The organism is Aeromonas enteropelogenes, from assembly GCF_000819845.1.
GTDB classification, from domain to species: Bacteria; Pseudomonadota; Gammaproteobacteria; order Enterobacterales; family Aeromonadaceae; genus Aeromonas; species Aeromonas enteropelogenes.
The window spans coordinates 135,440-160,095 of the sequence record NZ_CDCG01000037.1; the positions used below are offsets into that span (position 1 = coordinate 135,440).

Consider the following 24,656-nt stretch of genomic DNA (forward strand, 5'->3'; position numbering starts at 1 on the left):
ACAGGACCCGCACCATGACCACTGAACTGAACCCCAGTGAGGCAACCAGCCTTGCCCTGAACACCATCACCAACCAGATCCGACTGCTGGCAGACATGCCGGCCGAACACTGCAAGCAGGCCGTCGCCGGGCTGGAGCCTATCGTTACAGCCAACCTGACCATGATCAGCGAGTCGGCCAACGCCCATATTGACGATTTCAACGGACTCATCGACCAGCTGGTAGCCCGGGATGGCGAGCTGGATGAGCAGATCGCACTGGTCAGCCAGCTGCGCCAGCAGGTAGCCGAAGCCGAGCAGCGCATTGCGGCCGCGCGGCAAGAAGGAGCCGCCGAGCTGGAAGCCAAGGCAGACGAGCTCTACAAGGCGCAGCGCGCCCTGAACGAGGTAGAGACCAAATTCAGTGCCCTGCAGTACACCTCCCGCCAACTGGAACGCCAGCTGGCCGACTTCAACGCCATGGATCCAGCCGGCATGAAGCGCCGCATCAAGGAGAAGAACGAGCTGCTGGAGGTGCAACGCACGGCGATCGCCAAGCACAAGGGCAACGAGGCGGCCTACCGCTCGGAAGTGTTGAAGCTGGAGCGCCGTATCAATGAGCTGCTTGGCTCCATCAACGACCAGGATCGCGAGCTGGAGCGCCGCCACACCGTCATCATGGAGCTGGAGAGCGCCCGCGCTGCCAAGTTGGTCTGGCACAAACACCTCGGCAACACCTACAAGGGCGAGGATGGCACGCTCTGGAACGTCTACCTGGTGGATTACGGCCTGCGGTCCAACCTCCCCTACCTCATCAACGATCTCAACTGGAAGCTGCACGCCATGAAATCCGACGGCTCAGGCTGCTCGGTCATGTTGAGTCAGTGGATGAACCCCATTTACCCGATCCCCTATGGAGCTGACGCTCCGGACGATATGACCCGGGACATCTTCGCCTTCATGCAGGAGGCCCTGGAGCAGAGTCATCCCCACCTGCAGCCCCGCACCGAATGGGCCAAGACGGTCAGCATTCACGAGTGTGGCCTGCCGCCGCGCACCATCAAGCCACTGCTCGAAGCGGGGATCGACACCCTCTACAAGGTAATGAGCCACCAGGGGAACAAGCTGGACAAGGTGAAGGGGATTGGCGAGAAGCTGGTCGGCCAGATCGTCTACGCCTGCGAGCTCAAGGTGAAGCTGTGGGAGGAGCAGTTCGCAGCCAGCCAGCAACCGGAACAGCACAAGGAGGCGGCATGACAGGCTTCTACCTGCGCGACACCAGAAGCAATGTAGGCAGCACCTGCATGTTCTGGGCTGAGAACGGCAACGGCTACACCACCAATCTCGACAGGGCGCACGTCTACACTCTGGAGGAAGCGCAGCGCCACTTCAACGACCGCCATACCGATGTGCCGCTCTGCAAAGCGCTGGTCGATGATCTCGCCACCGTGCGAGTGGACCACCAGTATCTTGATGAGAGCCAGGGCGGATTGGGTGCGGATGGCGGTAAATACGTCATTCACGTCAACCGCGGTGACTACGATGGCAACGACGTTTACTGGAAGGCCGAGCGCGGTCGCACGGTGAACCTTTCAGACGCCCTGGTGCTGACCAAGGATGAAGCTGAGCAGGCCATGCGGTTTCTGGATGATGCTGCCATCTACCCGTTTCTGTATGCCGTCTCCATCAGTCGCCGCACATTCCAGGCGCGCAACGTCAATGAGCGCCGCATGGTCACCGCTGCCGGGATCCGTAAGCCAAAGCGCCCACGGAAACGTCAGACCACCGGCCGCACCCGCGGCAACTGCTATCTCTGCGGAAAGGTTACCTGGGGGTTCAGCCCATACGAGGCGTACAGCTGCGCAGAGGCGGCCAGAGAGAAGTATGGCGCCAGCCACATTGATGACTGCGAGGACGCGGCCAGATACAGCAAAGCCAGAAAGGAGATCGCCAATGGCTGACTATCGCGGCTCCACTACCCCAGAAGCCACCCGCGACATGACCCAGACCCCGCTCTATCTGTTCAGGGCGCTGGATCTGGAATTCAACTTCGCCCTCGATGCCGCCGCCCTACCGGAAACTGCGCTCTGTGATAATTACCTGACGCCGGATATCGACGCCCTAAGCGTGGACTGGGGCGACTTTATCAGCCCGTCAGTGCGCTCGCCGTGGGCATGGCTCAACCCGCCCTACTCCGATATCGGTCCATGGGTGGAAAAGGCCATCGAGCAGCAGGGGCGCGGCATCGGTACCGTCATGCTGGTCCCCCAAGACACCAGCACCGAATGGTATCCCGGTGTGCGCGCCAGCGAGGTGCGGCACATCACCGGCTACCACGATGCCAGTGGCAAGTGGCGCAACGGCCGGGTGAGCTTCATCAACAAGGCCACCGGCGAGGAGATGAAGGGCAACCCCAAGGGCTCCATGCTCCTCATCTTCGCACCCAACTGGCGCGGCGAATGCCGGATCCGTGATGTCAGCAAGCTCACGCTGCTGCTGACCGGAGCAGAGCCCATCAGCGCTGCCGCCTGATACCCCCAACCCATCCACCGCCAGCCACACAGGAACGGTGGATATCTCATAGGACTCTCATGCAAAAGACAGAAAACCCCTACTGCGGCGCAGTAGTCATCGGGTTGGGTGTCGTCATGCCCCATCCCAAGCAGCCCGGCAAGTTCGTCCTGCCAGGCGGCATCACCTGCGACCGGCAAACCGCCGAGGCCGCAGCCAAGAAGATCCACGACCTGCAGGCCAAGAAAGCCCGCAACTAACCGACCAAAGGACCCAGACCATGAACCATTCCGTTATCAAATCCGCCAGCATCTACAGTGCCAAGCTCCCAGCCATCGCAGCAATGCGCGAACACCTGGCCGAGCTCTCCTTCACTCCGCTCACTGAAAATCAGCTCAGCTGCGCCGGGTTCGAGAACAACCAGGTGACCGGCGAGCTTGTTACCAACCTGCCAGGCGTCGGCTACGCATTCGTCGTGCGCCAAGACACCAAGCTCATTCCGACCAAGATCGTCAACCGCAAGCTCAAAGAGCGCGTTGATGCGCTGATCAGCTCCGGTCTGCGGGAGAAGGTTACTCGCAAAGAGAAGCTGGCCATGAAGGACCAATTGATTGTTGAGATGGCCGCCACAGCTGAATATGAAACCACGCTCATCCACGCCCTGTACGACCAGAGCAACGAGTTGCTGTACCTCAACACCACCACCAAGCGCCCGCTCAAGGTGGTCATGCACCTGCTGGTGAAGTGCATGGGCTCCCTCAAGACCCAGACCATCCACATCGACGACATCAAGATGGGGATCAGCAACCGCCTGAAAGACTACCTGACCGATAGTGCAGAGCGCCCGGAAGCGCTCGGCCCCTTCTCCCCGCTCCAGTTCGTCAAGCTCAAGTCTGCCGACACCGCGCAAGAGATGGTGACCTTCAAGGGCATGGATCTCAACGGGGATCGCGCATCCGATGTGGTTTCCCTGCTGGAAGCTGGCTACCAGGTGGAAGAGCTGGAGCTGTGGCACGAACCCATCAGCTTCAAGCTGAACAGTGATTTCAGCCTGCGAGCCATCGCCATGCCGGATTACGACTCGGACGATGACGCCGATGACTACGCCCACCACTGGCGCCAGTGCAACGCTGCAAACCTCATCCTGCTGTCGAAGGCCATCACCGACCTCTGCACCATGATGGACTACCAAGCCCCGGCAGAGGAGAAGGCGGCATGACCGACATCACCATTACCGACACCAAAGAGGTCTGGGTGGTTTACACCAATACCGACCTTACCGAGGGGCGTGGGTATCAGTACCCGATCCACGTCTGCGGCTCACCCGCAACCGCCGCACGCATGGCGATACACAAGGGCGTCCAGGGGAGCGACGCCAACGTCAGCAAGGAGATCGCCGTGAAGGTGCGCGGCAGTTGGCTGGCTCCGGTGAGCATCATCGAGCCCAACGACGCAGATCGCCGCGCTGACGCGCTCAACGCCGAGCGCCTGCGGGTGATGGACAAGGCCCGGGCCGCTGGCCTGACGGACGACGAAATCAGAATGCTGGGGTGATGTATGAGCGAACACACCAAGGGCCTGCTGCGGGTAGGCCACTCGGGGGCGGTTGTGGCAGACCACCCCACCCCCGAAATGAGCGGCAGCGATACCGTCGAATACTACGGCGGCCACCTGGTCGCCGAGTCCGTCACCGCCGCCAATGCCCGGCGGCTGGTCGCCTGCTGGAATGCCTGTCACGGGCTGCCCACGGACGAGCTGGAGCAGAAGGGGCTTGTGGCGGCTGTCGGCAACCAGATGCTAGATCTTGAGCGGGATCGCGATGACTGGCAAAAAGCATTGGGGGCTGTGCTGGCAACGATCCCAAATAAGGATGTCGTCCGGGCGTCCGGCTCTGTCATGGATGCTGTCGCCTACTTCAAGCGCTTGCACCAGCACCGCGACACCCTTATCGAGGCGCTGAATGACGTGCAGGACGTGATGAACAACAGCCAGGGCGTGGCAGGCTGGCACAAGAACGGCGACATCGCCACCTGGGACGAGCTGCTGCCGGAGGTGGCAACCGCCCTCGATTTTGTCGGGCACCCCATCCCCAGCCACGCGGAGTTCATCCTCCACCAGATGATGGATGAACTTCAGGGGGTCATGGTTGAGCTGGACTCGCCGGGCGGCCCGGTGGGTGGTGCCGAACTGTGGGAGCGCATCAAGGCGGCCCGGGATCGCGTGCTGATGTATGGCACGCTGCACCCCCAGCAAGCGCAGCCAGATGCCGACTGGGCCGAGTCCACGACCACCCCGACCGAGCAGGACTACCGCGAGCTGCAAGCCCAGCACGACGCACTGCAAAGCCGACTCAAGGGGGCGCTGGATATGCTCGCGCAGGTACAACTCTATGTGGACGAGGCAGTCGAGTGCGCCCCCAGCAAACAGATAGCGGAGGGACACGCAATCCTCTCCGCCAATATCACAGCCACCCTGTCTGGCGACAGCAAGGAGCTGATCGCCCTGATGCAGGAGCAGAACCCGGGCGACGGGCTGGTCCTTATGTCGGACATTGCATCCCTCCAGCGCTACACCCTGGGCGGGCACTGCGATTCCTTCGGTCAAGGCTGCGGCGCCGAAATGGAGCAAGACGACGAGGGGGAATACGTCCTGCTGGCCGATGCCCTGGTACTGCCTGCCGCACCAATACCATCAGGAGGTGAGCCGTGCGATTCCGCGAGCCCATCATCCAGCCCGGCCTGACCCGCACCGAAGCCGAAGAGACCCGCGCCAGATACCTCCGCATCAACCCCGGCGCCCGGGTCACCATCGACAGCCAACCCGATAACCCCCAGCTCAAGACCCTGATAGCCCACCTCCCCGTCCTGCCGTTCAGGCAAGTCATGGATCCCGGCTTTATCGGGTACCGGGGCTGGCGGGCATAACCAGAGCCCCGGCCAGTCCGGGGCTTCCAATTCAAGGACTCACCATGGCGAAAATCTACATAGCCGGGCCGATGAGCGGCCTGCCGAACTTCAACCGCGACGCCTTCAACCTGGAGGCCGAACGCCTGCATGCCCTCGGGCATATCGCGCTCAACCCGGCGATCCTGCCGGATGGGCTGGAGCAACACGAGTACATGGCCATCTGCATCGAAATGGTCAAGATGGCCGATCAGCTGGTCATGCTGCCTGGCTGGGAGCGCAGCGCTGGCGCCAGAGCAGAGCATGCCCTGGCCATCAAGCTAGGCAAGCCGGTGATCCTCACTTCAATCCCGCACGAGGAGGCTGCATGAAGCCACGTATCGAGAAGAAGCTGAGCAAGAAGCTCCACACCATCCTTGGCAATACCATTGGAAAAGTGTGGGTCGATGATGAGCTGGACCTGAGCCAGCCGCACTGGCGCTCTCGCCAAGGCCGTGCAGATAGACCGCCACTCACCGGAAAGCAGGAGCGCCAGAACCGTGAGGTGCGGGTCAGCGTGAACCACATGCCGAGCATCGGCGGCGGCACTGATTACTGGGGCGAGGCGGAAGACTGGCACTCAGTCCTTTATGTGGCGAAAGAGGTATTGCTGTGGCACTTCGGAGAGGCTGATGAGGTGGCGCCGGGACAGGACCCCGACACCATCAATCCATGGCCGAAGCTCAAAGCCAATATGACCGGCGCCTGGGTCATCAAGCACGCCAAGATCTACGCCCTGCTGGAACAGGTCAAGGCAAACAATAGGGCCCGAGACAAGGCCAGGTTTGAGCAGCTTAAAGATGATGGCGTCATCCAGTGGCAGGCAGCAAAAGGAGGCTGGGTAGGTGAGTGCGTATGCTGCGAACAACTCACCCCAATCTATTGCACCCCTGCTGAGTTTGACCCGAATCATCACTACTGCGGCGGCTCGCCGCGCTGCTGCCCATAGGAGACTGACATGGCCAAGTATCGCTACGGGTTGTTCCAGGCTCCAGCCAAGACAGATCCCTTCATTGACGACCTTCAGACTGCTGAAGCGAAAGCGGAGGAGCTGTCACGCAGCCTCAACGGCGAACCGGTGGCTGTATGGGGTGAGAATGACGAGACGCTGACCCTGTTCGCTGGTTTCGAGCGGTTTAAGCCCGTTTGAACTGGCCGCTCTGAATAGCGGCCCTTCCTTCAACTCAATCGGCGCCCCATCCTCTGGGACAGGAGGGCCACGCCATGCAACAACTTCAACTGACCATCGACCAGGACAGCCAGCTTCTCAACGAGCTGGTCAGCGCCGTGCGCTCCCCCACCCTTTCCCGTTCGGCCAAGCTCGCCGAGATCGGCCGCATCCTGGCGCACTTCGACCTACCCATCGAAGCACCCCGGGTTGCCGGCCAGCTCTGGAGCGCAACCGATCTTGGAAAGGAGCTGGGGGTGAGCGCGCAAGCCATCGGCCGACTGGCCAACCTACACAACCTTAAGCGCCCCGCGTTCGGGGAGTATCGCCTTGACCAGGCGAGCAGTAGTAGAAAGCAGGTGGAATGCTTCCTCTACAACCGAGCGGGGCGGGATGAAATCACCAGGATAATGAGGACCAATCACCATGGGCACAGCAGCAGATCCAGCAGTAAGCCACATCCCGGGCCAGCTCATCATAATGAGAATGCCTGACGCCATCCCGCTCAGCACCTACCTGAGCACCATCGAGATCACCGACCGGGATACCATCAACAAGCGGATCCAGCGCGGTATCTGGCAGCTTGGGGTGCACATCGTCAACGTGGACGGGGTGAAGGAGCGTTGGGTCAACATCGCGGAGGTAACCAAGTGGGCAATGAAAAACAGCTCCCACGCGGCGTGAGCCTGCGCGGTGAGACCATCAACATCACCTTTACCTTCAAGGGGGTTCGCTGCCGAGAGCCCCTGTCCAACCTGCCCAACACCACGGCGAACGTGCGTTATGCATCCCGCCTGCTCGGCGAGATCCAGGGCAAGATAGAGCGCGGCCAGTTCGCCTACGCCGACTACTTCCCGAAATCCAAAAAGCTGCGCATGTTCGGCGGCGCCTCGATCGCCGCCAAGGTGTCTGACTATCTGGATGAGTACCTGCACCGCTGTGAAAGCCGTGGGCTAAGCCCGTCCACCATGGTCGGGTACCGCAAATGCCACAAGGCGCTGGCCGATCTGCACGGGATCACCGTATCGGAGCTGACCCCGGCACAAGTAAAGAACTGGCTGGTAAGACGCAGTACCACCGCCAAGACGGCCCGCAACCGGCTGTCGTTCCTGCGTAGTGCCATTGATGAAGCAGTCACTGATGGGCTGCTTCCATCAAATCCGGTGTCGCTGGTCACTGTCTCCAGGTATTTGGACGTGGATTCAGTTCCTGAACAGGGAGCCAAGGACGTGGATCCGTTCAACCCGGATGAAGTGGCCGCCATCATCTCGACCGCTCACGGCATCAACGAGCAGTGGGCAAACCTGTTCGCGTTCGCGTTCGCCACCGGCATGCGACCGTCTGAGATCTGCGCCCTGCGCTGGGGATCAATCGACTGGATTGGTAACACCGTGCAGGTGTCGGCCGCTAAAGTGGTGGGGGTCATCAAGACCACCAAGACCAGGGCAGGCACTCGCACTATCGAGCTGACGAGTGAGGCGCTGGCGGCGCTGGCCAGCCAGAAGCGTTTTACCTTTATGCGCGGCGAGTACGTGTTTGAAGATCCGAAGCTCAATGAGCCATGGTCTGGGGCTGAGTCCATCAGAAAGAAAGCCTGGCTCTACACCCTCCGGCGATCCGGTGTTCGCTATCGCCACCTTTACCAAACCCGCCACACCTTCGCCACGGCCAACATCAGCCGCGGCTGCAACCTGTTTTGGCTCGCCACACAGATGGGTCACAAAGGGCCGGAGATGCTATTTCGGCACTACGGATCCTACCTCGCCGAGTACGACGGCCAGACAGCAAAAGCGCCAATCCTGATCCAAAATCCACACGGAAAATAAAAAAGCCTTATAGTTCAATTGGTAAAGCTGCACAGTCCGGGGGTTCAAATCCCCCCAGCTCCACCAAACGTTTGGAAAGGGCCTCTTCTTCGGAAGAGGCCCTTTTTGTTGGTTATCGAGCAGTCTATTCAACCGTGCCGAGACTCCACGCACAGCCCAGCCACAAAAATGTTCACCGACAGCGCAAGCCGCTCTGGATACTAACGTTTAGACGTGCAGTACCACTCATCACGCCATTTTTCATTTTCAGCGCATCGCCATCAGCCAGGCACGGCGCTTTGTCATATTTTGGTAAACAGCCCGGCTTTGCCATCTCGTGCCGCCAGCCTCACCACACCTGTGTTTGTCCTGCCATCTCTCCCGTTTTTTCACCCGTTCCCGGTTTTTCATTTTTGATGGCGGGTTACACCAACACGTCAACACGTCAACACGTCAACACGTCAACACGTCAACACGTCAACACGTCAACACGTACGAATTTTAGACAATCTAACGAATAACAAAAAGGATTCCAATGATGCCAATACACGACATCCTTTCAGGATCTCTATTTACTGCTTCATCTTGAATACATGCCCCCCATTTTTAAGACTCTCTTTTCTCTGTGAGCCAATTCAATTTTTTGTATTTGAATACTGTCCGATTTCGGATAATCAATGCCGAAACGGGCAAGCCTTGATTTCAACCAAATACATATACTTCAACTAGTTATATGCATCACCCATGTGGTGTTATGCCCGTTTTGATTGCTTTACATCCGTTTTTCACTCGGTAAATCCTGCGTCAGATCACACATATTCCAAGTCACCTCCCCCTATAATCGGCTCATTCCAACAAAGCAGAGCCAATTATGTTGTCACCTCGCGTTATCGATATTGAAAAATATATTGTTCAAGCCGGTTCAGTCACCGTTAAGGAACTCTCCGAGCGTTTTTCAGTATCGCTGGAAACAATACGTCGTGATCTGCAGGAATTGGAATCCAATGGCTCTGTAAAAAGAGTGCATGGCGGTGCCATCTCTCTGGATAATGCCGATGCCGGGCTGGCATTCAATAAACGCAAGCACGAGAGTTCCATTGAAAAGAAGCTGATCGCCTATAAGGCGCTGGCCCTGATTAACCCCGGCGATATTATCATGCTCGATGCCAGTTCAACGTGTTGGTACCTGGCTGAAGCACTGCCAGATATATCCATGACGGTAATCACCAACTCATTTCGAAATGTGCTGAGCCTGGCAGTCAAGAAGAACATCAAGACCATCGCCATCGGTGGTGAATACTCTGAGAAATATGCCGCCTTCGTTGGCACCATTGCCAGTGGCAACATCAGCCAGTACCGGGTGGATACTCTTTTCTTCTCCTGCGCCGCCTACAGCAAAGGCAATGGCGTCTGGGAAAACAATGAGATAAACGCATCGACCAAGAAGGTGATGCTGGCCTCAGCCAGGCAGAAGGTATTGCTGGCTGATACCCGGAAAGAGAACCGCTCCGGAATTGTCAGGATCTGTCAATTCAACGATGTTGATGTAATTCTGACAGAAAAAGATGAAAACAATATAAGGCAATTAAGCAGATACAAAAAATAACACACTGTACCCTACTCAATATAAAATAAATGGAGTTTACATTATGGCTAATACATCCAATGCCGCTGTTTGCGAAAACAGCCGCGATGATATTGTGCCCGAAAGCACGGGAATATCCAGTCAGGTAGTTCCCAGAAGTATATTGATCCCCTTTATTCTGCTGACCAGTTGCTTTGCCCTGTGGGGGCTTGCAAATAATATGACGGATGTCCTGATTGCTCAATTCAAAAAGGTATTCACCTTGACGGATATGCAATCGGGTCTGGTTCAGACCGCCTTTTATGGTGCCTATTTTTGTTTGGCCCTGCCCGCTGCTCTCTTTATCAAGCGGTTCAGCTACAAGGCGGGGGTATTGCTCGGGCTCGGGCTCTTTTGCACCGGTGCACTGATGTTTTATCCGGCCAGCCAGATCATGACCTATGGCCCCTTCCTCGCCTCTCTGTTCGTGCTGGCCGGTGGTCTCTCTATTCTGGAGACCAGCGCCAACCCCTACATCATTGCGATGGGCCCGCAGGAAACCGCCACCCGTCGTTTGAACCTCGCGCAATCGTTTAACCCCATCGGCTCCATCACCGGCGTGCTGATCGGCAAGTTCTACATTCTCTCGCAGCTTAATCCGGCCACCGATGCCGAACGGGCACTGATGTCCGCCGACGAACTCGGCCAGATCCAGGCCGGCGAGCTGGCCGCAGTCATGGGACCTTATCTGATGGTGGCCCTGGTCATCGTCGCGGTGTGGCTGGCCATCGCCTTTACCCGCATGCCGGTGGCGCACGATACCAACAGCACGGGGCTGGACCTCAAGGGCAGCTTCGCCCGCCTGCTGGCCAGGGGCTACTTTGTGCGCGGCGTGCTGGGCCAGTTCTTCTATGTCGGTGCCCAGATTGGCTGCTGGTCCTACACCATTCGTTACGTGATGACGGAAGTGGGTGGCAACGAGGCTGATGCCTCCACCTACCTGCTCGCCTCCATCGTGATCTTCTCGGCCTGCCGCTTCATCTGCACCGCCCTGATGACCTACATCTCCCCCGCCAAACTGCTCGGGTTGCTGGCCATGGGAGCGTCGTTCTGCCTGCTGTGGGTGATGTTTGCCGGCGGCATGGCTGGCGTATACGCCCTGGTCGCCGTCTCCGCCTGTATGTCCCTGATGTTCCCGACCATCTTCGGCCTCTCGGTACACGGCCTTGGCAAGGACACCCAGTTCGGCGGCAGCTGTCTCATCATGGCTATCCTCGGCGGCGCCGTCCTGACTGCCCTGATGGGCCAGATCTCGGACATGGCCGGCATTCGCATGGCATTCATCATCCCGCTTATCGGATTTATCTACCTCATTCACTTCGGTTTCAAAGGCCACAAGGCATAAGGAGCAAGACATGAACAAGTTAATCGGCGCACTCCCCACCATCGGCATCCGTCCCACCATCGATGGTCGTCGCATGGGGGTCCGTGAATCCCTGGAAGAGCAGACCATGAAGATGGCGCAAGCGACCGCTGCGTTTCTCAGCCAACACCTGCGCCATCCGAGCGGCGAGCCGGTGGAATGCGTCATCGCCGACACCACCATCGGCGGCATGACCGAGTCCGCCGCCTGCGAGGAAAAATTCAAATCCTGCAACGTCGGTCTCTCCATCACGGTCACCCCCTGCTGGTGTTTTGGCAGCGAGACCATCGACATGGATCCGCTGCGTCCCAAAGCCATCTGGGGCTTCAACGGCACCGAGCGCCCGGGCGCCGTCTACCTGGCAGCGGCCCTGGCAGCCCATAACCAGAAAGGGCTGCCCGCCTTCTCCATCTACGGCAAGGATGTGCAGGATGCAGACAGCGATGGCATTCCGGCCGACGTGCAGGAGAAGCTGCTGAGTTTCGCCCGCGCCGGCCTGGTAGTCGCTACCCTGCGTGGCAAGAGTTACCTCTCCCTCGGCGGGGTTTCCATGGGGATCGCCGGTTCCATCGTCGATCACACCTTCTTCGAGGAGTTCTTCGGCATGCGGGTGCAGGCGGTGGACATGACAGAGCTGCGCCGACGCATGGAAAAAGGCATCTATGATCCGGCCGAGCTGGATATTGCACTGGCCTGGGCCGACAAGTACTTCAATGAAGGCGTCGACAAAAACCCTCCCGAGCGTCGCCGCAACCCGGAGCAGAAGCATGCCATGCTGCGCGAGAGCCTGCTGATGACCATCTGCATGCGCGACATGATGCAGGGAAACCCGCGCCTGGCCGAACTCGGATTCGGTGCCGAGGCCCTGGGGTACAACGCCATCGTCGGCGGCTTCCAGGGGCAGTTGCACTGGACCAATCAATACCCCAACGGTGACACCGCCGAAACCCTGCTCAACAGCTCGTTCGACTGGAACGGCCCCCGCGCCCCCATCATCATGGGCACCGAGAATGACAGCCTCAATGCCATGAGCATGCTGCTGGGTTACGGCCTGACCGGCACCGCCCAGATCTTCTGCGACGTGCGCACCTACTGGTCTCCCGATTCGGTCGAGCGGGTCACCGGCCACCGTCTGACCGGGCTCGCCGAACACGGCATCATCCACATGATCAACTCGGGCTCCGCCGCCCTCGACGGCACCGGCCGCCAGCGCGACGCCGACGGCAAGCCGACCATCAAGCCCCACTGGGAAGTGACCGAAGAGGACATCAAAGCCTGTCTCGCCGCTACCGAATGGTGTCCGGCCATCGAGGAGTACTTCCATGGCGGTGGCTTGTCCACTCACTACCTGACCGAGGGCGGCATCCCCTTCACCATGAGTCGCATCAACATCGTCAAGGGAATTGGTCCGGTCCTGCAGATCGCCGAGGGCCACAGCGTGGCACTGCCGCAACAGGTCCACGACGTGCTGGATCAGCGCACCGACGCCACCTGGCCGACCACCTGGTTTGCCCCTCGCCTCACCGGGCAGGGAGCCTTCCGCGATGTCTACTCGGTCATGGCTAACTGGGGTGCCAACCACGGCGTGCTGACGGTCGGCCATGTGGGCAGCGAACTGCTCACCCTGGCCGCCATGTTGCGCATCCCGGTCTGCATGCACAACGTGCCGGAAGAGAAGGTGTTCCGTCCCTCCGCCTGGGGCGCCCACGGCATGGACAGCGAAGGGCAGGACTATCGCGCCTGCGCCAACTACGGCCCGCTCTATCGCTAAGTACCGGCAGGGCCGCAAGGCCCTGCTCTCTTCCCTCGTTGTAAGGAGTTGTCATGAGGCAAGATGTTGTCATCGTGCTCGATTGTGGTGCCACCAATGTCCGGGCCATTGCCGTCAACACCGCAGGTGAAGTGGTGGCCAAGGCAGCCGTGGCCAATGCAACCGAGCCAGCACGGGAACATCCGGAGTGGCACCAGTGGTCGCTGGAGGCGATCCTAGCACGCTTCACCCACTGCTGCCGCGAGTTGCAACCGGCGCTGGCCGGGTGCGAGATCCGGGCCGTCACCGTCACCACCTTCGGCGTCGATGGTGCCCTGGTGGATGAACGGGGCGAGCTGCTCTATCCCATCATCAGCTGGAAGTGCCCGCGCACCGTAGCGGTGATGGAGCAGATCCGTCGTTATCTGGATCCCGAGCAGTTGCAGCGCCTCTCCGGGGTGGGGCAATTTGGCTTCAATACCCTCTACAAGCTGATCTGGCTGCGTGAGCAGCACCCCGAGCTGGTCGAGCGCGCCCACGCCTGGCTCTTCATCTCGTCGCTCATCAATCACCGTCTGACCGGCAAGATGACAACCGACCGCACCATGGCCGGCACCAGCCAGCTGCTCAGTCTGCAGCAGGAGTGTTTCAGCCGCACCATCCTGGATGCTGTCGGCCTGTCCGAGCATCTCTTCCCGCCCATGGTGGCGGCGGGCGAAATGATCGGTTCCTTGCTGCCCGACTTCGCCGAGCGGCTCGGCCTGCCTGCCGGCATCCCGGTGGTGAGCGCTGGCCATGACACCCAGTTCGCCCTGGCAGGCTCCGGCGCGGGCCCGGATCAACCAGTCCTCTCGTCGGGCACCTGGGAGATCCTGATGGTGCGCACCCCGCAAGTAGACAGCGACGCCCTGGCCCGGGTGGCAGGCTCGACCTGCGAGCTGGATGCCGACCGCGGCCAGTTCAATCCCGGCCTGCAGTGGCTCGCCTCCGGCGTGCTGGAGTGGGTGCGAACCCTCGGTTGGCCGGAGGGCGGTGATTACGAGGCGATGATCGATGAGGCGCGCGCCGTGCCGGTCGGCTGTGACGGCGTGCGCATGGCACCCAATCTGCTGGCCAATGGCGTGGGGCATGGCCAAGGGGCCTTTACCGGCCTCTCCCTCTCGACCCGTCGCGGCCATCTCTATCGCGCCGCCCTGGAGGCGCTGGCCTTTCATCTCAAGGGGCAACTGACCCGGCTCGAGCAGATTGGCCACTTCCAGGCGCAGCAGTTGCTGGTGGTGGGCGGCGGCTCGCGCAATGCCCTGTGGAACCAGATCAAGGCCGATGTGCTGGGTTTGCCCGTGCTCGCCATCGACGAGGCGGAGACCACTGTGCTCGGCGCCGCCCTCTATGCCATGACAGGTGCCCGGCTGCACCCCACCCTGGCAGTTGCCCATGCCGCCCTCACCAGACGCTATACCCCTTTCCAGCCTTCGGCCGATGCCGGGGCTTACCAGACTCTCTACAAGGAATTGCACTCATGAACTGTGATATTCGTACTGCCGCAGACTGGACCATCAACCCGCCTCTCCCCGACTTCGTCTATCACTGGGAAGAGGGCAAGGACCCCGTCACCCCGGAGCAGGTACACGCCTTTTTCTACAGCGCCCCCATGGAGCAGCTCAAACAGCGCATCTGCGATATCGGGCGCCGCCTGTGGCAAAAAGAGTACGTGGATGGCAACGGTGGCAACATCTCGGTGCGTGTCGGTGACAACCTGGTGCTCTGCACCCCGACCCTCATCAGCAAGGGCTTCATGCGCCCTGAAGATCTCTGCCTGGTAGACATGGACGGGCGCCAGAAGGCCGGCATCCGCCCCTCCACCAGCGAGATCAAGACTCACCTCGCCATCATGCGCCAAAGCGGTGCCCGCTCCTGCGTACACGCCCACCCGGCCCATGCCAACGCCTTCCTGATCACCGGCTCTGTGCCCCCCTCCGGCATCATGCCAGAGCCGGATATCTTCTTCGGCGAGGTAGGGCTGGCCGCCTATGCCACGCCGGGGAGTCAGGAGAACGCCCACAACGTAGGAGAGGCCTCGGTCGATCACCAGTGCATCTTCATGGAGAACCACGGCGTCATCGTCTGGGGGGATCACGTGGAGGATGCCTACTGGAAGCTCGAGAACGTCGACGCCTACTGCCGCATCCTGCTGCTGGCCACCGAGCTGGAACGCCCCATCACCCGGGTCGATGCCGCCTCGATGCGCGACTTCATCCGCATTCGCCAGGCCCTCGGCATGCCCGATGCCCGCAGCGAACGCAGCGATGCCGAGCTCTTTAACGCGACCGAGTTTGCCGGCCGCCCGCTGCACACCCGCTAAGGAGAACGCTATGCTCAAGGGAATTTCACCCCTCATCAGCCCAGACCTGCTCAAGGTGATGGCCGAGATGGGCCACGGCGACGAGCTGATCCTTGCCGATGCCCACTTCCCGGCCCACCAGCTCGGCCGGCGGGTACTGAGGGCCGACGGCATCCCGGTCGATGCCCTGCTGGCTGCCATCAGCCCGCTGTTTGAACTCGACGCCTACGCCCCGCCCTTGGTGATGATGGCGGCGGTGGCGGGGGACGAGCTGGATCCGGCCGTGGAGCGGCGCTACCTGGCAGCCCTGGCCGGGCACAACCCGGGGGTCGACGTGACGCGCATCGATCGCTTCGCCTTCTATGAGCGGGCGAAGCAGGCTTACGCCATCCTGATCACCGGCGAGTGCGCCAAGTACGGCAACATCCTGCTTAAAAAAGGGGTCACCCCGAGTTGACCCTGATGCGGCGGGGCCTGACCCCGCCCGAGTGTCCCGATGAACGGGCAGACCCGTTCATGGATACATTCGAAATGTTCAAGGAGACAATCATGAGCTTTATGCTGGCCATGCCCAGACTGAGTTTTCACGGCACGGGCGCCATCGGTGACATGCTGGATCGGGTGGCGCAAGAGGGTTTCAAGCGGGCGCTTCTGGTGACCGACCGGGATCTGCTGCGCCTCGGATTGCATCAACCTGTGGTGGAGGGGCTCACCGCCCGTGGGCTCGATCACTGCCTGTTTGGCGAGGTGATGCCCAACCCGACGGTGGCGATCGTCGAGGCAGGCCATCGCGCCTTCGTGCGCAGCGACAGTGACTGCATCATCGCCCTTGGCGGTGGCAGCGCCATTGACGCCGCCAAGGGGATCTGCATTCTCACCGCCAACCCGGGCCCCGTCACCTCCTACAGCGGGGTGGGCAAGGTGGCCAAACGCGGTGTCTTTCTCGCCGCCATCAACACCACCGCCGGCACTGCCGCCGAGGTGACCAGCAATGCGGTGATCACCGACACCGACCGCCAGGTGAAGGAGGTGATCATCGATCCCGCCATCTTGGTCGATATCGCGGTGGATGACCCGACCCTGATGCTCGGCATTCCACCGGCAGTGACCGCCGCCACCGGCATGGATGCCCTGACCCACGCCATCGAGGCCTACGTGGCCAAAGGGGCTCATCCGCTTACCGATCACTCGGCGTTGGCGGCCATCGAGATCATCGGCCGCTGGCTACCTCACGCGGTGGAACAGGGGCAGGATCTGCAAGGGCGCGAGATGATGGCCTATGGCCAGTATCTGGCCGGCATGGCGTTCAACAGTGCGGGGCTGGGTCTGGTACATGCGCTGGCGCACCAACCGGGGGCGACCCACGACCTGCCCCACGGGGTCTGCAACGCCATCCTGCTGCCCGTCATCTGCGACTACAACCGGCCGGTGTGCGTGAGCCGCTTTGCCGCCATAGCCCGCGCCCTCGGCGTGGACACCACCACCATGGACGAGGAACAGGCGAGCCAGGCCGCCATCGAGGCAATCCGTACCCTCTCGGCACGGGTGGGCATCCCCGCCGGTTTCTCGGCCCTTGGCATCACCAGCACCGACATCGACCGCTGGATTGACAAGGCGATGGCCGACCCCTGTGCCCCCGGCAATCCGCGCGCCGCAGATCCCGAACAGATCCGCGCACTCTATCTGGCGGCGCTCTAACCCTCTGTTGCAGGCGGTCACTCCCCCCCCTGGCATCATGACGGCCGCGGTATCAACCGCGGCCCTTTCATGTGGCAATATGGCACCATGGCAACCTTTTGTGCTGATGCCAGCCGCCCGGGCCATTCCTTCCTCATTGCAAAAACAGTTGTAGAAAAAGAGCCAGATGGCCCACACCTCATCTTTTCTGGCGTCATTCCTTGCTGGTAACCCTGTCGTTCACAAGCCGCAATGACCCACTAACATACTGCTATTAAAGGAATTATCTTTAACGGCTCGTCCGCTGACCCTGGCTCATAGCCAGCCTTGAAAGCGTTTTCCCCTATGGCGCAATAACCTGTCCGAAATCAAATAAAGTTGTGGATGACCTTTGGTAATGTGGGGTTATATCCAGCGATTGTTCGATCGCTTCTCCTGCTGGCTCCGCCAGATGCAGCATTTTCTGCGCCTTGACCCGAGTTTATGACGCCATGCTCACTCTCACTCTCGATGGGGCTCAGCTGACGGTTGATCCGACCCTGACCCTGCTTCAGATAGCAAAACAGCACCATATCGACATCCCCTCCCTGTGCGGCGACAACGACCGTGCCCCCAAGACCCCGTGCGATCTCTGCGTGGTCGAGATCGCCGGTGTCGGCATCCGGCGCGCCTGCGAAACCCGCCCGAGCGAGGGGATGGTGGTCACCAGCCAATCGCAGGCCCTGAGGGATCACCGCCAGCAGGCGCTCGGCCGCATCCTCGCGGATCACTACGCCGACTGCGAGGCCCCCTGCCAGCGAGCCTGCCCGGCCGGGGTGGATATCCAGTCCTATCTGCACCATATCGCCATGGGGGATCACGAGGCGGCCACCGCCGTCATCAAGCAGACACTGCCCATGCCGCTCTCCATCGGCCGGGTCTGTCCGGCCTTCTGCGAGGCCGAATGCCGCCGCTCCCTGGTGGATGAGCCGCTGGCCATTCGCCAACTCAAGCGCCATGCCGCCGATCTGGATCTGGCCGGGATGACCCCCTATCACCCCCCGAAAAAGCCCGCCAAGGGCAAGCGAGTCGCCATCATCGGCAGCGGCCCGGGGGGGCTCACCTGCGGTTACTACCTGGGCTATGAGGGGTTCGACGTGGATCTCTTCGAGGCGATGCCCGAGGCCGGTGGCTGGCTGCGTTACGGCATCCCCGAATACCGGCTGCCCAAGGCGATCCTCGATCAAGAGATCGCATTGATGTGCGAGAGCGGCATGCGGATCCACACCAGCCAGCGCCTGGGGCAGGAGCTCAGCCTCTCGGCTCTGTGCCGCGACTACGACGCCGTCTGTCTGGCGGTCGGCGCCTCCCAGGCTGTGCCCATGGAGTACCCGGGCTGCACTCTCGAAGGTTGTTATCTCGGGGTGGACTACCTCAAGGATCGGATGCTGGAGCAGCGCCTCACCACCGGCAAACGGGTTGCGGTGATCGGTGGCGGCAATACCGCCATCGACTGCGCCCGTACTGCGGTGCGCCTCGGCGCCGAGACCACCCTCATCTATCGTCGCACCCGCGCCGAGATGCCTGCCGAGGCGTACGAGATTGACGAGGCGGAGCACGAAGGGGTGCGCTTTTTGATGCTGACCAATCCGGTAGAGAACCTGGCCGATGAAGCGGGCCGCGTCTGTCAGGTGCGGCTCGAGAAGATGGCCCTCGGCGAACCGGATGCCTCCGGCCGCCGCCGCCCCGAGCCCACCGGCGAGTTCATCGTCGAGGAGTTTGATACCGTCATCGCCGCCGTCTCCCAGCGGCCGGATCTGAGCTTTATGGAAGGGGAGTCGCTGACCCTGCCCCTCACCCGCTGGAATACTCTGGACGCCCACCCCGAGACCATGCACAGCGGTCACGCCAATCTGTTTGCCATCGGCGATCTGCGCCGGGGGCCGGCCACCGCCATCGAGGCGGTCGCCGACGGGCGCAAGGCGGCGCTGGCCATCGACCACTTCCTGCACGGCACCATGGTGGATCCGGTACGCCCCTTCAACGCCAGCAAGGCCCCCTCCCTCAAGCAGGTGGACCCCGCCCAGTTCGCCCACCTGAAGCAGGTCGCCCGCGCCGTCATGCCCCATCTGGCCGAGCGCAGCGGCAGCTTTGCCGAGGTGGAGCAGGGCTTTAGCGATGCCGCGGCCCGGGCCGAGGCGGCCCGCTGCCTGGAGTGCGGCTGCCAGGCCAATACCGATTGCGCCCTGCGCGACTATGCCACCGAATACAAGGTCGACCAGAGCACCCTCGATACCCATGACTGCCAGAAGTTTGCGGTGGACAACAGCAGCGAATTCATCGTGTTCGATGCCAACCGCTGCATCGGCTGTGGCCAGTGCGTGCAGGCGTGCAACGAGCAGGCGGTACAGGGCATCCTGCAATTTGCCAGACAGGCCGATGGCACCCTCTCGACCCGGCCGCAGTTCGAGGCGGGACTGGCGATGGGGGACTCCCACTGCGTGCAGTGCGGCGCCTGTGTGCAGGTCTGCCCCACCGGCGCCATGGTGGATGCCCGCGACAAGTCCCAGGGACGCACCGAGTTGCTCACCCCGGTCAACACCATCTGCACCTACTGCGGGGTTGGCTGCGGCGTCACCCTCTATGTGGATGAGGCGCGGCAGCGCATCCGCTATGTGGAGGGCAACCGCCACTCCCCGGTCAACCAGGGGCTGCTCTGCGTCAAGGGGCGCTTTGGCTTTGACTTTATCCAGAGCGAGGAGCGCCTCACCACGCCGCTGATCCGCAAGGATGGCCAGCTGGTGCCCGCCAGCTGGCAGGAGGCGATCACCCTGGTGGCAGAGCGCTTTGGTGCCATCAAGGCAGAGCATGGCAGCGATGCGCTGGCGGGGTTCTCCTCGGCCAAGACCACCAACGAAGACAACTACCTGTTCCAGAAATTCATGCGCCGGGAGCTTGCCACCAACAACGTGGATCACTGCGCCCGCCTGTGCCACGCCTCCACCGTCACCGGGTTGGAGGCATCCTTGGGCAGCGGGGCCATGACCAACGACATCCCGAGCATCGATCACTCGGATCTCATCTTCATCATCGGCTCCGACACCTCGGCGGCCCACCCCATCATCGGCTCCCACATCAAGCGGGTGGTGCGCGAGGGCAAGGCACGGCTGGTGGTAGCGGATCCCAAGCGGATCGAGATGGCTGATCATGCCAGCCTCTACCTGGCCCATCGCCCCGGCACCGACGTGATGCTGCTCAACGGCATCATGCAGCAGATCATCCGGCACGACTGGCACGACAAGAGCTATATCGCCGAGCGGGTGGAAGGGTTTGAGGCGCTCAAGGCCGAGGTGCTCTCCCCCGCCTATGCCCCGGACAAGGTGGCCCTCATCACCGGCGTGCCCGCCGAGCAGGTGATTGAGCTGGCGCGGCTCATCGGCACCGCCGAGCGCACCGCCATCTACTACTCCATGGGGATCACCCAGCACACCACGGGCCACGACAACGTGCGGGCCATCGCCAACCTGCAACTGCTGTGCGGCAACATCGGCATTGAGGGGGGTGGTATCAATCCCCTGCGCGGCCAGTCCAACGTGCAGGGAGCCTGCGACATGGGAGCCCTGCCCAACAACTTCCCCGGCTATCAGAAGGTGGCTGACCCGGACGTGCACGCCCGCTTCGTGGCCGCCTGGCAAGCCCCCTGGCTGCCCGCCAAGCCCGGCCTCACCCTCACCGAGACCATAGATGCCGCCTGCGCCGGTACTATCAAGGGGCTCTATGTGATGGGAGAGAACCCGGTATTGAGCGATCCGGATCAGCATCACGTCATCGAGGGGCTAAAGCGCCTCGAATTCCTGGTGGTGCAGGATATCTTCCTCTCCGAAACCGCCCAGCTCGCCGATGTGGTGCTCCCCTCCTGCTCCTTTGCCGAGAAGAGCGGCCACTTCACCAACACGGAGCGGCGGGTGCAGCGCCTCTCCCCCGCCATCAAGGCGCCGGGGCAGGCGCGGGAAGACTGGTGGATCATCCAGCAGCTAGCCAATGCCATGGGGGGCGACTGGCATTACCAGAATGTGGCCGAAATCACCGAGGAGATCTGCCGGGTGACGCCCCAATACGCCGGCATCCACTGGGACAAGGTGGGTCAGGCCGGGTTGCAGTGGCCCTGCCATGATCAGGCTCCCGAGGGGACTCGCCTGCTCCACGGCAAGCAGTTCACCCGGGGCAAGGGGGAGATGGTGGCCACGCCATTCCGCTATGCCGCCGAGCTGCCGGATGAAACCTATCCGATAGTGCTCACCACGGGGCGCCTGCTGGAGCAGTTCCACACCGGCACCATGACCCGCAAGACCAGGGGGCTCGACAAGCTCGCCGGCCCCAGGGTGATGATGAGTGTGGCGGATGCCGAGCGCCTCGGGATTGGCAACAGCGAGCGGGTGAAGGTCACCAGCCGCCGCGGCCATATCGAGCTACCCGCCTTCGTCACCAAGCGGATGCAGCCCGGAGTGGTATTCATCCCGTTCCACTTTGCCGAGGCGCCGGCCAACCGGCTCACCATCAATGCCACCGATCCCCACGCCAAGATCCCCGAGTTCAAGGTCGCGGCGGTGCGTATTGACAAGCTGGCCACCCCGGCCAACACCCGGGAGGCTGAAGCCGAGATGGTCTGATGGCTTGCGGCAACCCCGGTTCGCCCTCCCTATGTACGGCCCCATAGCAACAGAGCCACCCGACGGGTGGCTCTGTTCTTTTCAGCGCGGCTTATTTTTTCTTATGTCTCTGCACCTTAAGTCCCTGTCCCTTCAGTCTCTCTTCCTCCAGCCTCTTCTCAAGGCGCTTTGACGAGGATCCGGGAGAACGTGCCAATGCCACACGACCAAAGGATCATTGCAGTATCTGTGAGGAGGCCCTGTTTCTGTCCTTGCAAGTCGCCCCGGTGCAATCCCAGGAACGGAAGGGCGACAAGGTGGCCTGGCGATCCTGAGCCTGACTCGCATCGAGATTGAGCGTCAGACCACTGAAGCGATTGACCAGACGATAACTGCCATCGCGGCGCTCACTGCCATCGTCACGGCTAATCACAGTCGGCACCTTGATCCATTGTGCGCTCAAGCACTCATCGGCGGTGGCATCCTGACAAAGATTATCAAGCAACCCGACCTCGGCCCCCCACTTTCTCAAATCGTTGACTGCCCCGCTGCCGATCACCCCCAAATATCGTTTTTGCGCCGTATTCCCTGTTGGATAGGCCACCACAGAATAATAACCATCCTGCCTATCCTGTAATCCCCAGGACATATCACCCTCGCCCGGTTCTTTTTTCACCGCCAGGTTGAACTTGTCATCTGCGGTCAATACCTCGCCGTCACGGTTTTTGAGCAGGGTATTTTCCAGTGTGGGCGAGATCTCTTCTTGTGAGCGCTGGAGGGTCACATCGATATATTCACCACCATATTTCTGGCACTCAACATAGCAATAGGTCCGGAAGGTTTTTCCCACGATAAAATTGGACCTTGTCTGAACCTGCGGATCCATCATGAAGCGATACCAGGAGCGGGTGACATAGTTGTCCAATGTCAGCAACTTCTCCCACTTCTGGCTCGACAGACTATCGGTCACGTAAAGCGCCAACGGCGCCTTGCCCTCATTTTTCGGCCCTGACGATGGCTCGGGGGTTGCCACATATTTTTTCAGATAACTATTCCACGCCACATTGATCACTCTTAATGGCGAATTGACCAGTTTGCCCTGCCCGGCCAACTCGGATGCGGTGCCGCTCATGGTGACAGGGTCATATTCGGGAGTGAAATACCCCTTGGGGGACAACTCTACCGACACTATGTTGCTGGCGGCACCGGCATTACCCAGGGAATAGTCATCCGCAGAGAATGCTTCCCACTTTCCATCATGATATTTTCGCCACGACTCTGGCGACATTTTCCCCGAGATCGGGGCCCTCATGACATGCTCCTGCATGAAGGAGCTGAACCCGGACCAGCCGGACAGATTCATGACCCGGCTGGTGTAGAAGAGATAAAAATAACCGGAGGCATAATCCACGAACAGACGAGGGTCGCCACCACCGTAATTGTAAGTTTGCCCCAGCGCTTCGTCTCGCGAATCCGCCATGCCATATTGGGAGGTCTGGATGACATCGGTGACGGCCCAATTCAATCCTTTATCCGTGGATTTGACCAACTCGATGGCATCATACCTGGGAGTCAGACCAAAAATTTCGTCATGCAGCAAGCCATACCAGTCCCCACTATCCGGATCGACCCAGACATCCATCAAACCGCAGTAATTGATATAGTCATAGCCACTGCCACGAGGTTTTATACGCTTCATCAAAGGAGTATTGGTACATAACGGAACCGTGTTCTGTACCGTGGCCTGGTCGTAGATCTGTTTTATCTTTTCATAATCCCCCAGCTTGTCTTTTATATTGTCGCTTGCCCCCTGGTAGTTTTTGGCGCTGAAAAATCGCCAGGCATGATCGGCATTATTGGGATTGTATTTGTTATATTGCGAGAGGGTATCGTGATACAGGTATTTCCCGGTTTCATCAATAAATGAGAAACCCGGTGAATCATTGACCAGAAACACCTGCTCGGGAGACGTATGTTCAGCTGTCACCGCAGCCCAGACATATTGAAAGGAGAAACAACCGAGACCTATTATTCCACTTATCATAAATCGCGTGTGTTTTTTCATGGCAAACCTCATGTGACAATATAAATCGATGCTGCCGTAAAAATACCGGCAACATCGTCAATGATTTACATGCAGGTCACTCTGTTTTTATATTTATCCAGATTGACGCGGTTCGTCTCGGCGGCCTCTGCGGCATTGACCGAGCGCCATAGCAGTGGTTTTTGATCCAGCCTGAGTATCTGTTTGACACATTCATAAACCAGGCTGTTCAGGATCGTAAAACCAATAATGGAAGAGATTGAACCGGTGGCAAAATCATGATGGGGAACGGGCACGATGGCATCTCCCGGCACACCGCCCATATCCAGCAGGTAATCGCACACGTCCGCCAGTTTTTTACCACTCTGATGCCGGGAGCTGACCGAACGGGTAAAGGCAAGAGACGTCAGCCCGATCACGGTCAAGCCTCGCTTCTTCCCTTCCATGGCAAACTCGACGGGCACAGGGTTGCGGCCCGAAGTCGATACCACGATCAGAATGTCCCCCGCCCGCAACTCTTTTTCGGCATCCAGCACGATGGCGGCCAAGCCATGCTGCCGTTCGGCAAAGGTGCTCATGGGGGCATAGGGGGCTAATGCCAATATCGGTGGCAGAATCGCATTCACCTGCACGAGACCACCCGCACGGTAATACATCTCATGGGCAAACATCTGTGAATGGCCACAGCCGGTGACATGGATCATGCCATCCTGGATGATGGTCTGCGCCATCGCCTTGGCACACGTCTCTATTATTGCCTGCTGCTCCTTCACGACATCCATATGCTGCAGCAATCCGGCCACATATTTTTTGTACATAGTATTC

24 protein-coding genes are annotated in these 24,656 nt (G+C 60.4%); 22 read left to right on the top strand and 2 right to left on the bottom strand.

Annotated features, from left to right (window positions below; translation table 11 throughout):
- The first annotated feature begins 14 nt into the window (after nucleotides 1-14).
- The 22 genes from BN1123_RS13445 (at nucleotide 15) to fdhF (ending at nucleotide 21,808) form a co-directional block, all read left to right on the top strand.
- Nucleotides 15-1,235: a hypothetical protein gene (locus BN1123_RS13445; protein WP_042027553.1), complete on the top strand. Its 1,221-nt coding sequence runs from the start codon at nucleotides 15-17 to the stop codon at nucleotides 1,233-1,235.
- Nucleotides 1,232-1,939 carry a hypothetical protein gene (locus BN1123_RS13450; protein WP_042027554.1) on the top strand — a complete coding sequence of 236 codons (708 nt, stop codon included), beginning with the start codon at nucleotides 1,232-1,234 and terminating at the stop codon, nucleotides 1,937-1,939. Before BN1123_RS13445 ends, BN1123_RS13450 begins: the two co-directional genes overlap by 4 nt.
- Nucleotides 1,932-2,510 carry a phage N-6-adenine-methyltransferase gene (locus BN1123_RS13455; protein ID WP_042027555.1) on the top strand — a complete coding sequence of 193 codons (579 nt, stop codon included), beginning with the start codon at nucleotides 1,932-1,934 and terminating at the stop codon, nucleotides 2,508-2,510. Before BN1123_RS13450 ends, BN1123_RS13455 begins: the two co-directional genes overlap by 8 nt.
- 59 nt (nucleotides 2,511-2,569) lie before the next feature.
- Nucleotides 2,570-2,749, top strand: coding sequence for a hypothetical protein (locus BN1123_RS13460; RefSeq protein WP_042027557.1), 180 nt, complete (start codon nucleotides 2,570-2,572; stop codon nucleotides 2,747-2,749).
- A gap of 20 nt (nucleotides 2,750-2,769) precedes the next feature.
- On the top strand, nucleotides 2,770-3,708 hold the full coding sequence (gene rdgC / locus BN1123_RS13465; RefSeq protein WP_042027558.1) for a recombination-associated protein RdgC: 939 nt from the start codon (nucleotides 2,770-2,772) through the stop codon (nucleotides 3,706-3,708).
- Entirely contained in the window at nucleotides 3,705-4,043 is a 339-nt protein-coding gene (locus tag BN1123_RS13470) for a hypothetical protein (protein ID WP_042027559.1), read from the top strand. Before rdgC ends, BN1123_RS13470 begins: the two co-directional genes overlap by 4 nt.
- A 3-nt stretch (nucleotides 4,044-4,046) precedes the next feature.
- Complete coding sequence (locus BN1123_RS20460) at nucleotides 4,047-5,231, top strand: hypothetical protein (RefSeq protein WP_052449264.1); 1,185 nt, start codon at nucleotides 4,047-4,049, stop codon at nucleotides 5,229-5,231.
- Nucleotides 5,195-5,413 carry a hypothetical protein gene (locus BN1123_RS13485; RefSeq protein ID WP_042027561.1) on the top strand — a complete coding sequence of 73 codons (219 nt, stop codon included), beginning with the start codon at nucleotides 5,195-5,197 and terminating at the stop codon, nucleotides 5,411-5,413. Before BN1123_RS20460 ends, BN1123_RS13485 begins: the two co-directional genes overlap by 37 nt.
- 44 nt (nucleotides 5,414-5,457) lie before the next feature.
- Nucleotides 5,458-5,763 (top strand): DUF4406 domain-containing protein, encoded by a 306-nt coding sequence (locus BN1123_RS13490; protein ID WP_042027563.1) that lies wholly within the window; start codon nucleotides 5,458-5,460, stop codon nucleotides 5,761-5,763.
- Nucleotides 5,760-6,380 carry a hypothetical protein gene (locus BN1123_RS13495; RefSeq protein ID WP_042027565.1) on the top strand — a complete coding sequence of 207 codons (621 nt, stop codon included), beginning with the start codon at nucleotides 5,760-5,762 and terminating at the stop codon, nucleotides 6,378-6,380. Before BN1123_RS13490 ends, BN1123_RS13495 begins: the two co-directional genes overlap by 4 nt.
- 9 nt (nucleotides 6,381-6,389) lie before the next feature.
- Nucleotides 6,390-6,581: a hypothetical protein gene (locus BN1123_RS13500; RefSeq protein WP_042027566.1), complete on the top strand. Its 192-nt coding sequence runs from the start codon at nucleotides 6,390-6,392 to the stop codon at nucleotides 6,579-6,581.
- Between the two features lie 74 nt (nucleotides 6,582-6,655).
- Nucleotides 6,656-7,093: a hypothetical protein gene (locus BN1123_RS13505; RefSeq protein ID WP_042027567.1), complete on the top strand. Its 438-nt coding sequence runs from the start codon at nucleotides 6,656-6,658 to the stop codon at nucleotides 7,091-7,093.
- Nucleotides 7,086-7,283, top strand: coding sequence for a hypothetical protein (locus tag BN1123_RS13510; protein WP_017411491.1), 198 nt, complete (start codon nucleotides 7,086-7,088; stop codon nucleotides 7,281-7,283). Before BN1123_RS13505 ends, BN1123_RS13510 begins: the two co-directional genes overlap by 8 nt.
- The gene (locus BN1123_RS13515) at nucleotides 7,250-8,425 is read left to right on the top strand and encodes a site-specific integrase (RefSeq protein WP_042027569.1); all 1,176 of its coding nucleotides are present in this window, start codon (nucleotides 7,250-7,252) and stop codon (nucleotides 8,423-8,425) included. The genes BN1123_RS13510 and BN1123_RS13515 overlap by 34 nt, the downstream gene beginning before the upstream one ends.
- An 850-nt stretch (nucleotides 8,426-9,275) precedes the next feature.
- Complete coding sequence (locus BN1123_RS13520) at nucleotides 9,276-10,010, top strand: DeoR/GlpR family DNA-binding transcription regulator (protein ID WP_042027570.1); 735 nt, start codon at nucleotides 9,276-9,278, stop codon at nucleotides 10,008-10,010.
- 94 nt (nucleotides 10,011-10,104) lie between these two features.
- Complete coding sequence (gene fucP, locus BN1123_RS13525; RefSeq protein WP_082037556.1) at nucleotides 10,105-11,373, top strand: L-fucose:H+ symporter permease; 1,269 nt, start codon at nucleotides 10,105-10,107, stop codon at nucleotides 11,371-11,373.
- Nucleotides 11,374-11,383: 10 nt separating this feature from the next.
- Entirely contained in the window at nucleotides 11,384-13,162 is a 1,779-nt protein-coding gene (locus BN1123_RS13530) for an L-fucose isomerase (protein WP_042027572.1), read from the top strand.
- A gap of 53 nt (nucleotides 13,163-13,215) precedes the next feature.
- Nucleotides 13,216-14,664 carry an L-fuculokinase gene (fucK, locus tag BN1123_RS13535; protein WP_042027574.1) on the top strand — a complete coding sequence of 483 codons (1,449 nt, stop codon included), beginning with the start codon at nucleotides 13,216-13,218 and terminating at the stop codon, nucleotides 14,662-14,664.
- Nucleotides 14,661-15,503: a class II aldolase/adducin family protein gene (locus tag BN1123_RS13540; RefSeq protein ID WP_052449266.1), complete on the top strand. Its 843-nt coding sequence runs from the start codon at nucleotides 14,661-14,663 to the stop codon at nucleotides 15,501-15,503. The genes fucK and BN1123_RS13540 overlap by 4 nt, the downstream gene beginning before the upstream one ends.
- Nucleotides 15,504-15,513: 10 nt before the next feature.
- Nucleotides 15,514-15,939, top strand: a complete 426-nt coding sequence (fucU, locus tag BN1123_RS13545; RefSeq protein ID WP_042027576.1) for an L-fucose mutarotase — start codon at nucleotides 15,514-15,516, stop codon at nucleotides 15,937-15,939.
- A gap of 92 nt (nucleotides 15,940-16,031) precedes the next feature.
- Nucleotides 16,032-17,180: an iron-containing alcohol dehydrogenase gene (locus BN1123_RS13550; protein WP_042028191.1), complete on the top strand. Its 1,149-nt coding sequence runs from the start codon at nucleotides 16,032-16,034 to the stop codon at nucleotides 17,178-17,180.
- A 470-nt stretch (nucleotides 17,181-17,650) separates the two neighbouring features.
- Nucleotides 17,651-21,808 carry a formate dehydrogenase subunit alpha gene (gene fdhF, locus BN1123_RS13555; RefSeq protein ID WP_042027578.1) on the top strand — a complete coding sequence of 1,386 codons (4,158 nt, stop codon included), beginning with the start codon at nucleotides 17,651-17,653 and terminating at the stop codon, nucleotides 21,806-21,808.
- 214 nt (nucleotides 21,809-22,022) lie between these two features.
- Here fdhF and BN1123_RS13560 read toward each other — a convergent pair whose 3' ends face one another.
- Both BN1123_RS13560 and BN1123_RS13565 read right to left on the bottom strand, forming a co-directional pair.
- A complete protein-coding gene (locus BN1123_RS13560; RefSeq protein ID WP_042027580.1) occupies nucleotides 22,023-23,852 on the bottom strand; it encodes an RICIN domain-containing protein in 1,830 nt (609 codons plus the stop codon).
- Nucleotides 23,853-23,917: 65 nt separating this feature from the next.
- Nucleotides 23,918-24,649 carry a sugar isomerase domain-containing protein gene (locus BN1123_RS13565; RefSeq protein WP_042027581.1) on the bottom strand — a complete coding sequence of 244 codons (732 nt, stop codon included), beginning with the start codon at nucleotides 24,647-24,649 and terminating at the stop codon, nucleotides 23,918-23,920.
- Between the last annotated feature and the right edge of the window lie 7 nt (nucleotides 24,650-24,656).

What these genes read in the sequence shown, in the direction of transcription:
- BN1123_RS13445 (WP_042027553.1), top strand. Translation starts at nt 15, where the DNA reads ATGACCACTGAACTGAACCCCAGTGAGGCAACCAGCCTTGCCCTGAAC.
- BN1123_RS13450 (WP_042027554.1), top strand. Translation starts at nt 1,232, where the DNA reads ATGACAGGCTTCTACCTGCGCGACACCAGAAGCAATGTAGGCAGCACC.
- BN1123_RS13455 (WP_042027555.1), top strand. Translation starts at nt 1,932, where the DNA reads ATGGCTGACTATCGCGGCTCCACTACCCCAGAAGCCACCCGCGACATG.
- BN1123_RS13460 (WP_042027557.1), top strand. Translation starts at nt 2,570, where the DNA reads ATGCAAAAGACAGAAAACCCCTACTGCGGCGCAGTAGTCATCGGGTTG.
- rdgC (WP_042027558.1), top strand. Translation starts at nt 2,770, where the DNA reads ATGAACCATTCCGTTATCAAATCCGCCAGCATCTACAGTGCCAAGCTC.
- BN1123_RS13470 (WP_042027559.1), top strand. Translation starts at nt 3,705, where the DNA reads ATGACCGACATCACCATTACCGACACCAAAGAGGTCTGGGTGGTTTAC.
- BN1123_RS20460 (WP_052449264.1), top strand. Translation starts at nt 4,047, where the DNA reads ATGAGCGAACACACCAAGGGCCTGCTGCGGGTAGGCCACTCGGGGGCG.
- BN1123_RS13490 (WP_042027563.1), top strand. Translation starts at nt 5,458, where the DNA reads ATGGCGAAAATCTACATAGCCGGGCCGATGAGCGGCCTGCCGAACTTC.
- BN1123_RS13495 (WP_042027565.1), top strand. Translation starts at nt 5,760, where the DNA reads ATGAAGCCACGTATCGAGAAGAAGCTGAGCAAGAAGCTCCACACCATC.
- BN1123_RS13500 (WP_042027566.1), top strand. Translation starts at nt 6,390, where the DNA reads ATGGCCAAGTATCGCTACGGGTTGTTCCAGGCTCCAGCCAAGACAGAT.
- BN1123_RS13505 (WP_042027567.1), top strand. Translation starts at nt 6,656, where the DNA reads ATGCAACAACTTCAACTGACCATCGACCAGGACAGCCAGCTTCTCAAC.
- BN1123_RS13510 (WP_017411491.1), top strand. Translation starts at nt 7,086, where the DNA reads ATGCCTGACGCCATCCCGCTCAGCACCTACCTGAGCACCATCGAGATC.
- BN1123_RS13520 (WP_042027570.1), top strand. Translation starts at nt 9,276, where the DNA reads ATGTTGTCACCTCGCGTTATCGATATTGAAAAATATATTGTTCAAGCC.
- BN1123_RS13530 (WP_042027572.1), top strand. Translation starts at nt 11,384, where the DNA reads ATGAACAAGTTAATCGGCGCACTCCCCACCATCGGCATCCGTCCCACC.
- fucK (WP_042027574.1), top strand. Translation starts at nt 13,216, where the DNA reads ATGAGGCAAGATGTTGTCATCGTGCTCGATTGTGGTGCCACCAATGTC.
- BN1123_RS13540 (WP_052449266.1), top strand. Translation starts at nt 14,661, where the DNA reads ATGAACTGTGATATTCGTACTGCCGCAGACTGGACCATCAACCCGCCT.
- fucU (WP_042027576.1), top strand. Translation starts at nt 15,514, where the DNA reads ATGCTCAAGGGAATTTCACCCCTCATCAGCCCAGACCTGCTCAAGGTG.
- BN1123_RS13550 (WP_042028191.1), top strand. Translation starts at nt 16,032, where the DNA reads ATGAGCTTTATGCTGGCCATGCCCAGACTGAGTTTTCACGGCACGGGC.
- fdhF (WP_042027578.1), top strand. Translation starts at nt 17,651, where the DNA reads ATGCTCACTCTCACTCTCGATGGGGCTCAGCTGACGGTTGATCCGACC.
- BN1123_RS13560 (WP_042027580.1), bottom strand. Translation starts at nt 23,852, where the DNA reads ATGAAAAAACACACGCGATTTATGATAAGTGGAATAATAGGTCTCGGT.
- BN1123_RS13565 (WP_042027581.1), bottom strand. Translation starts at nt 24,649, where the DNA reads ATGTACAAAAAATATGTGGCCGGATTGCTGCAGCATATGGATGTCGTG.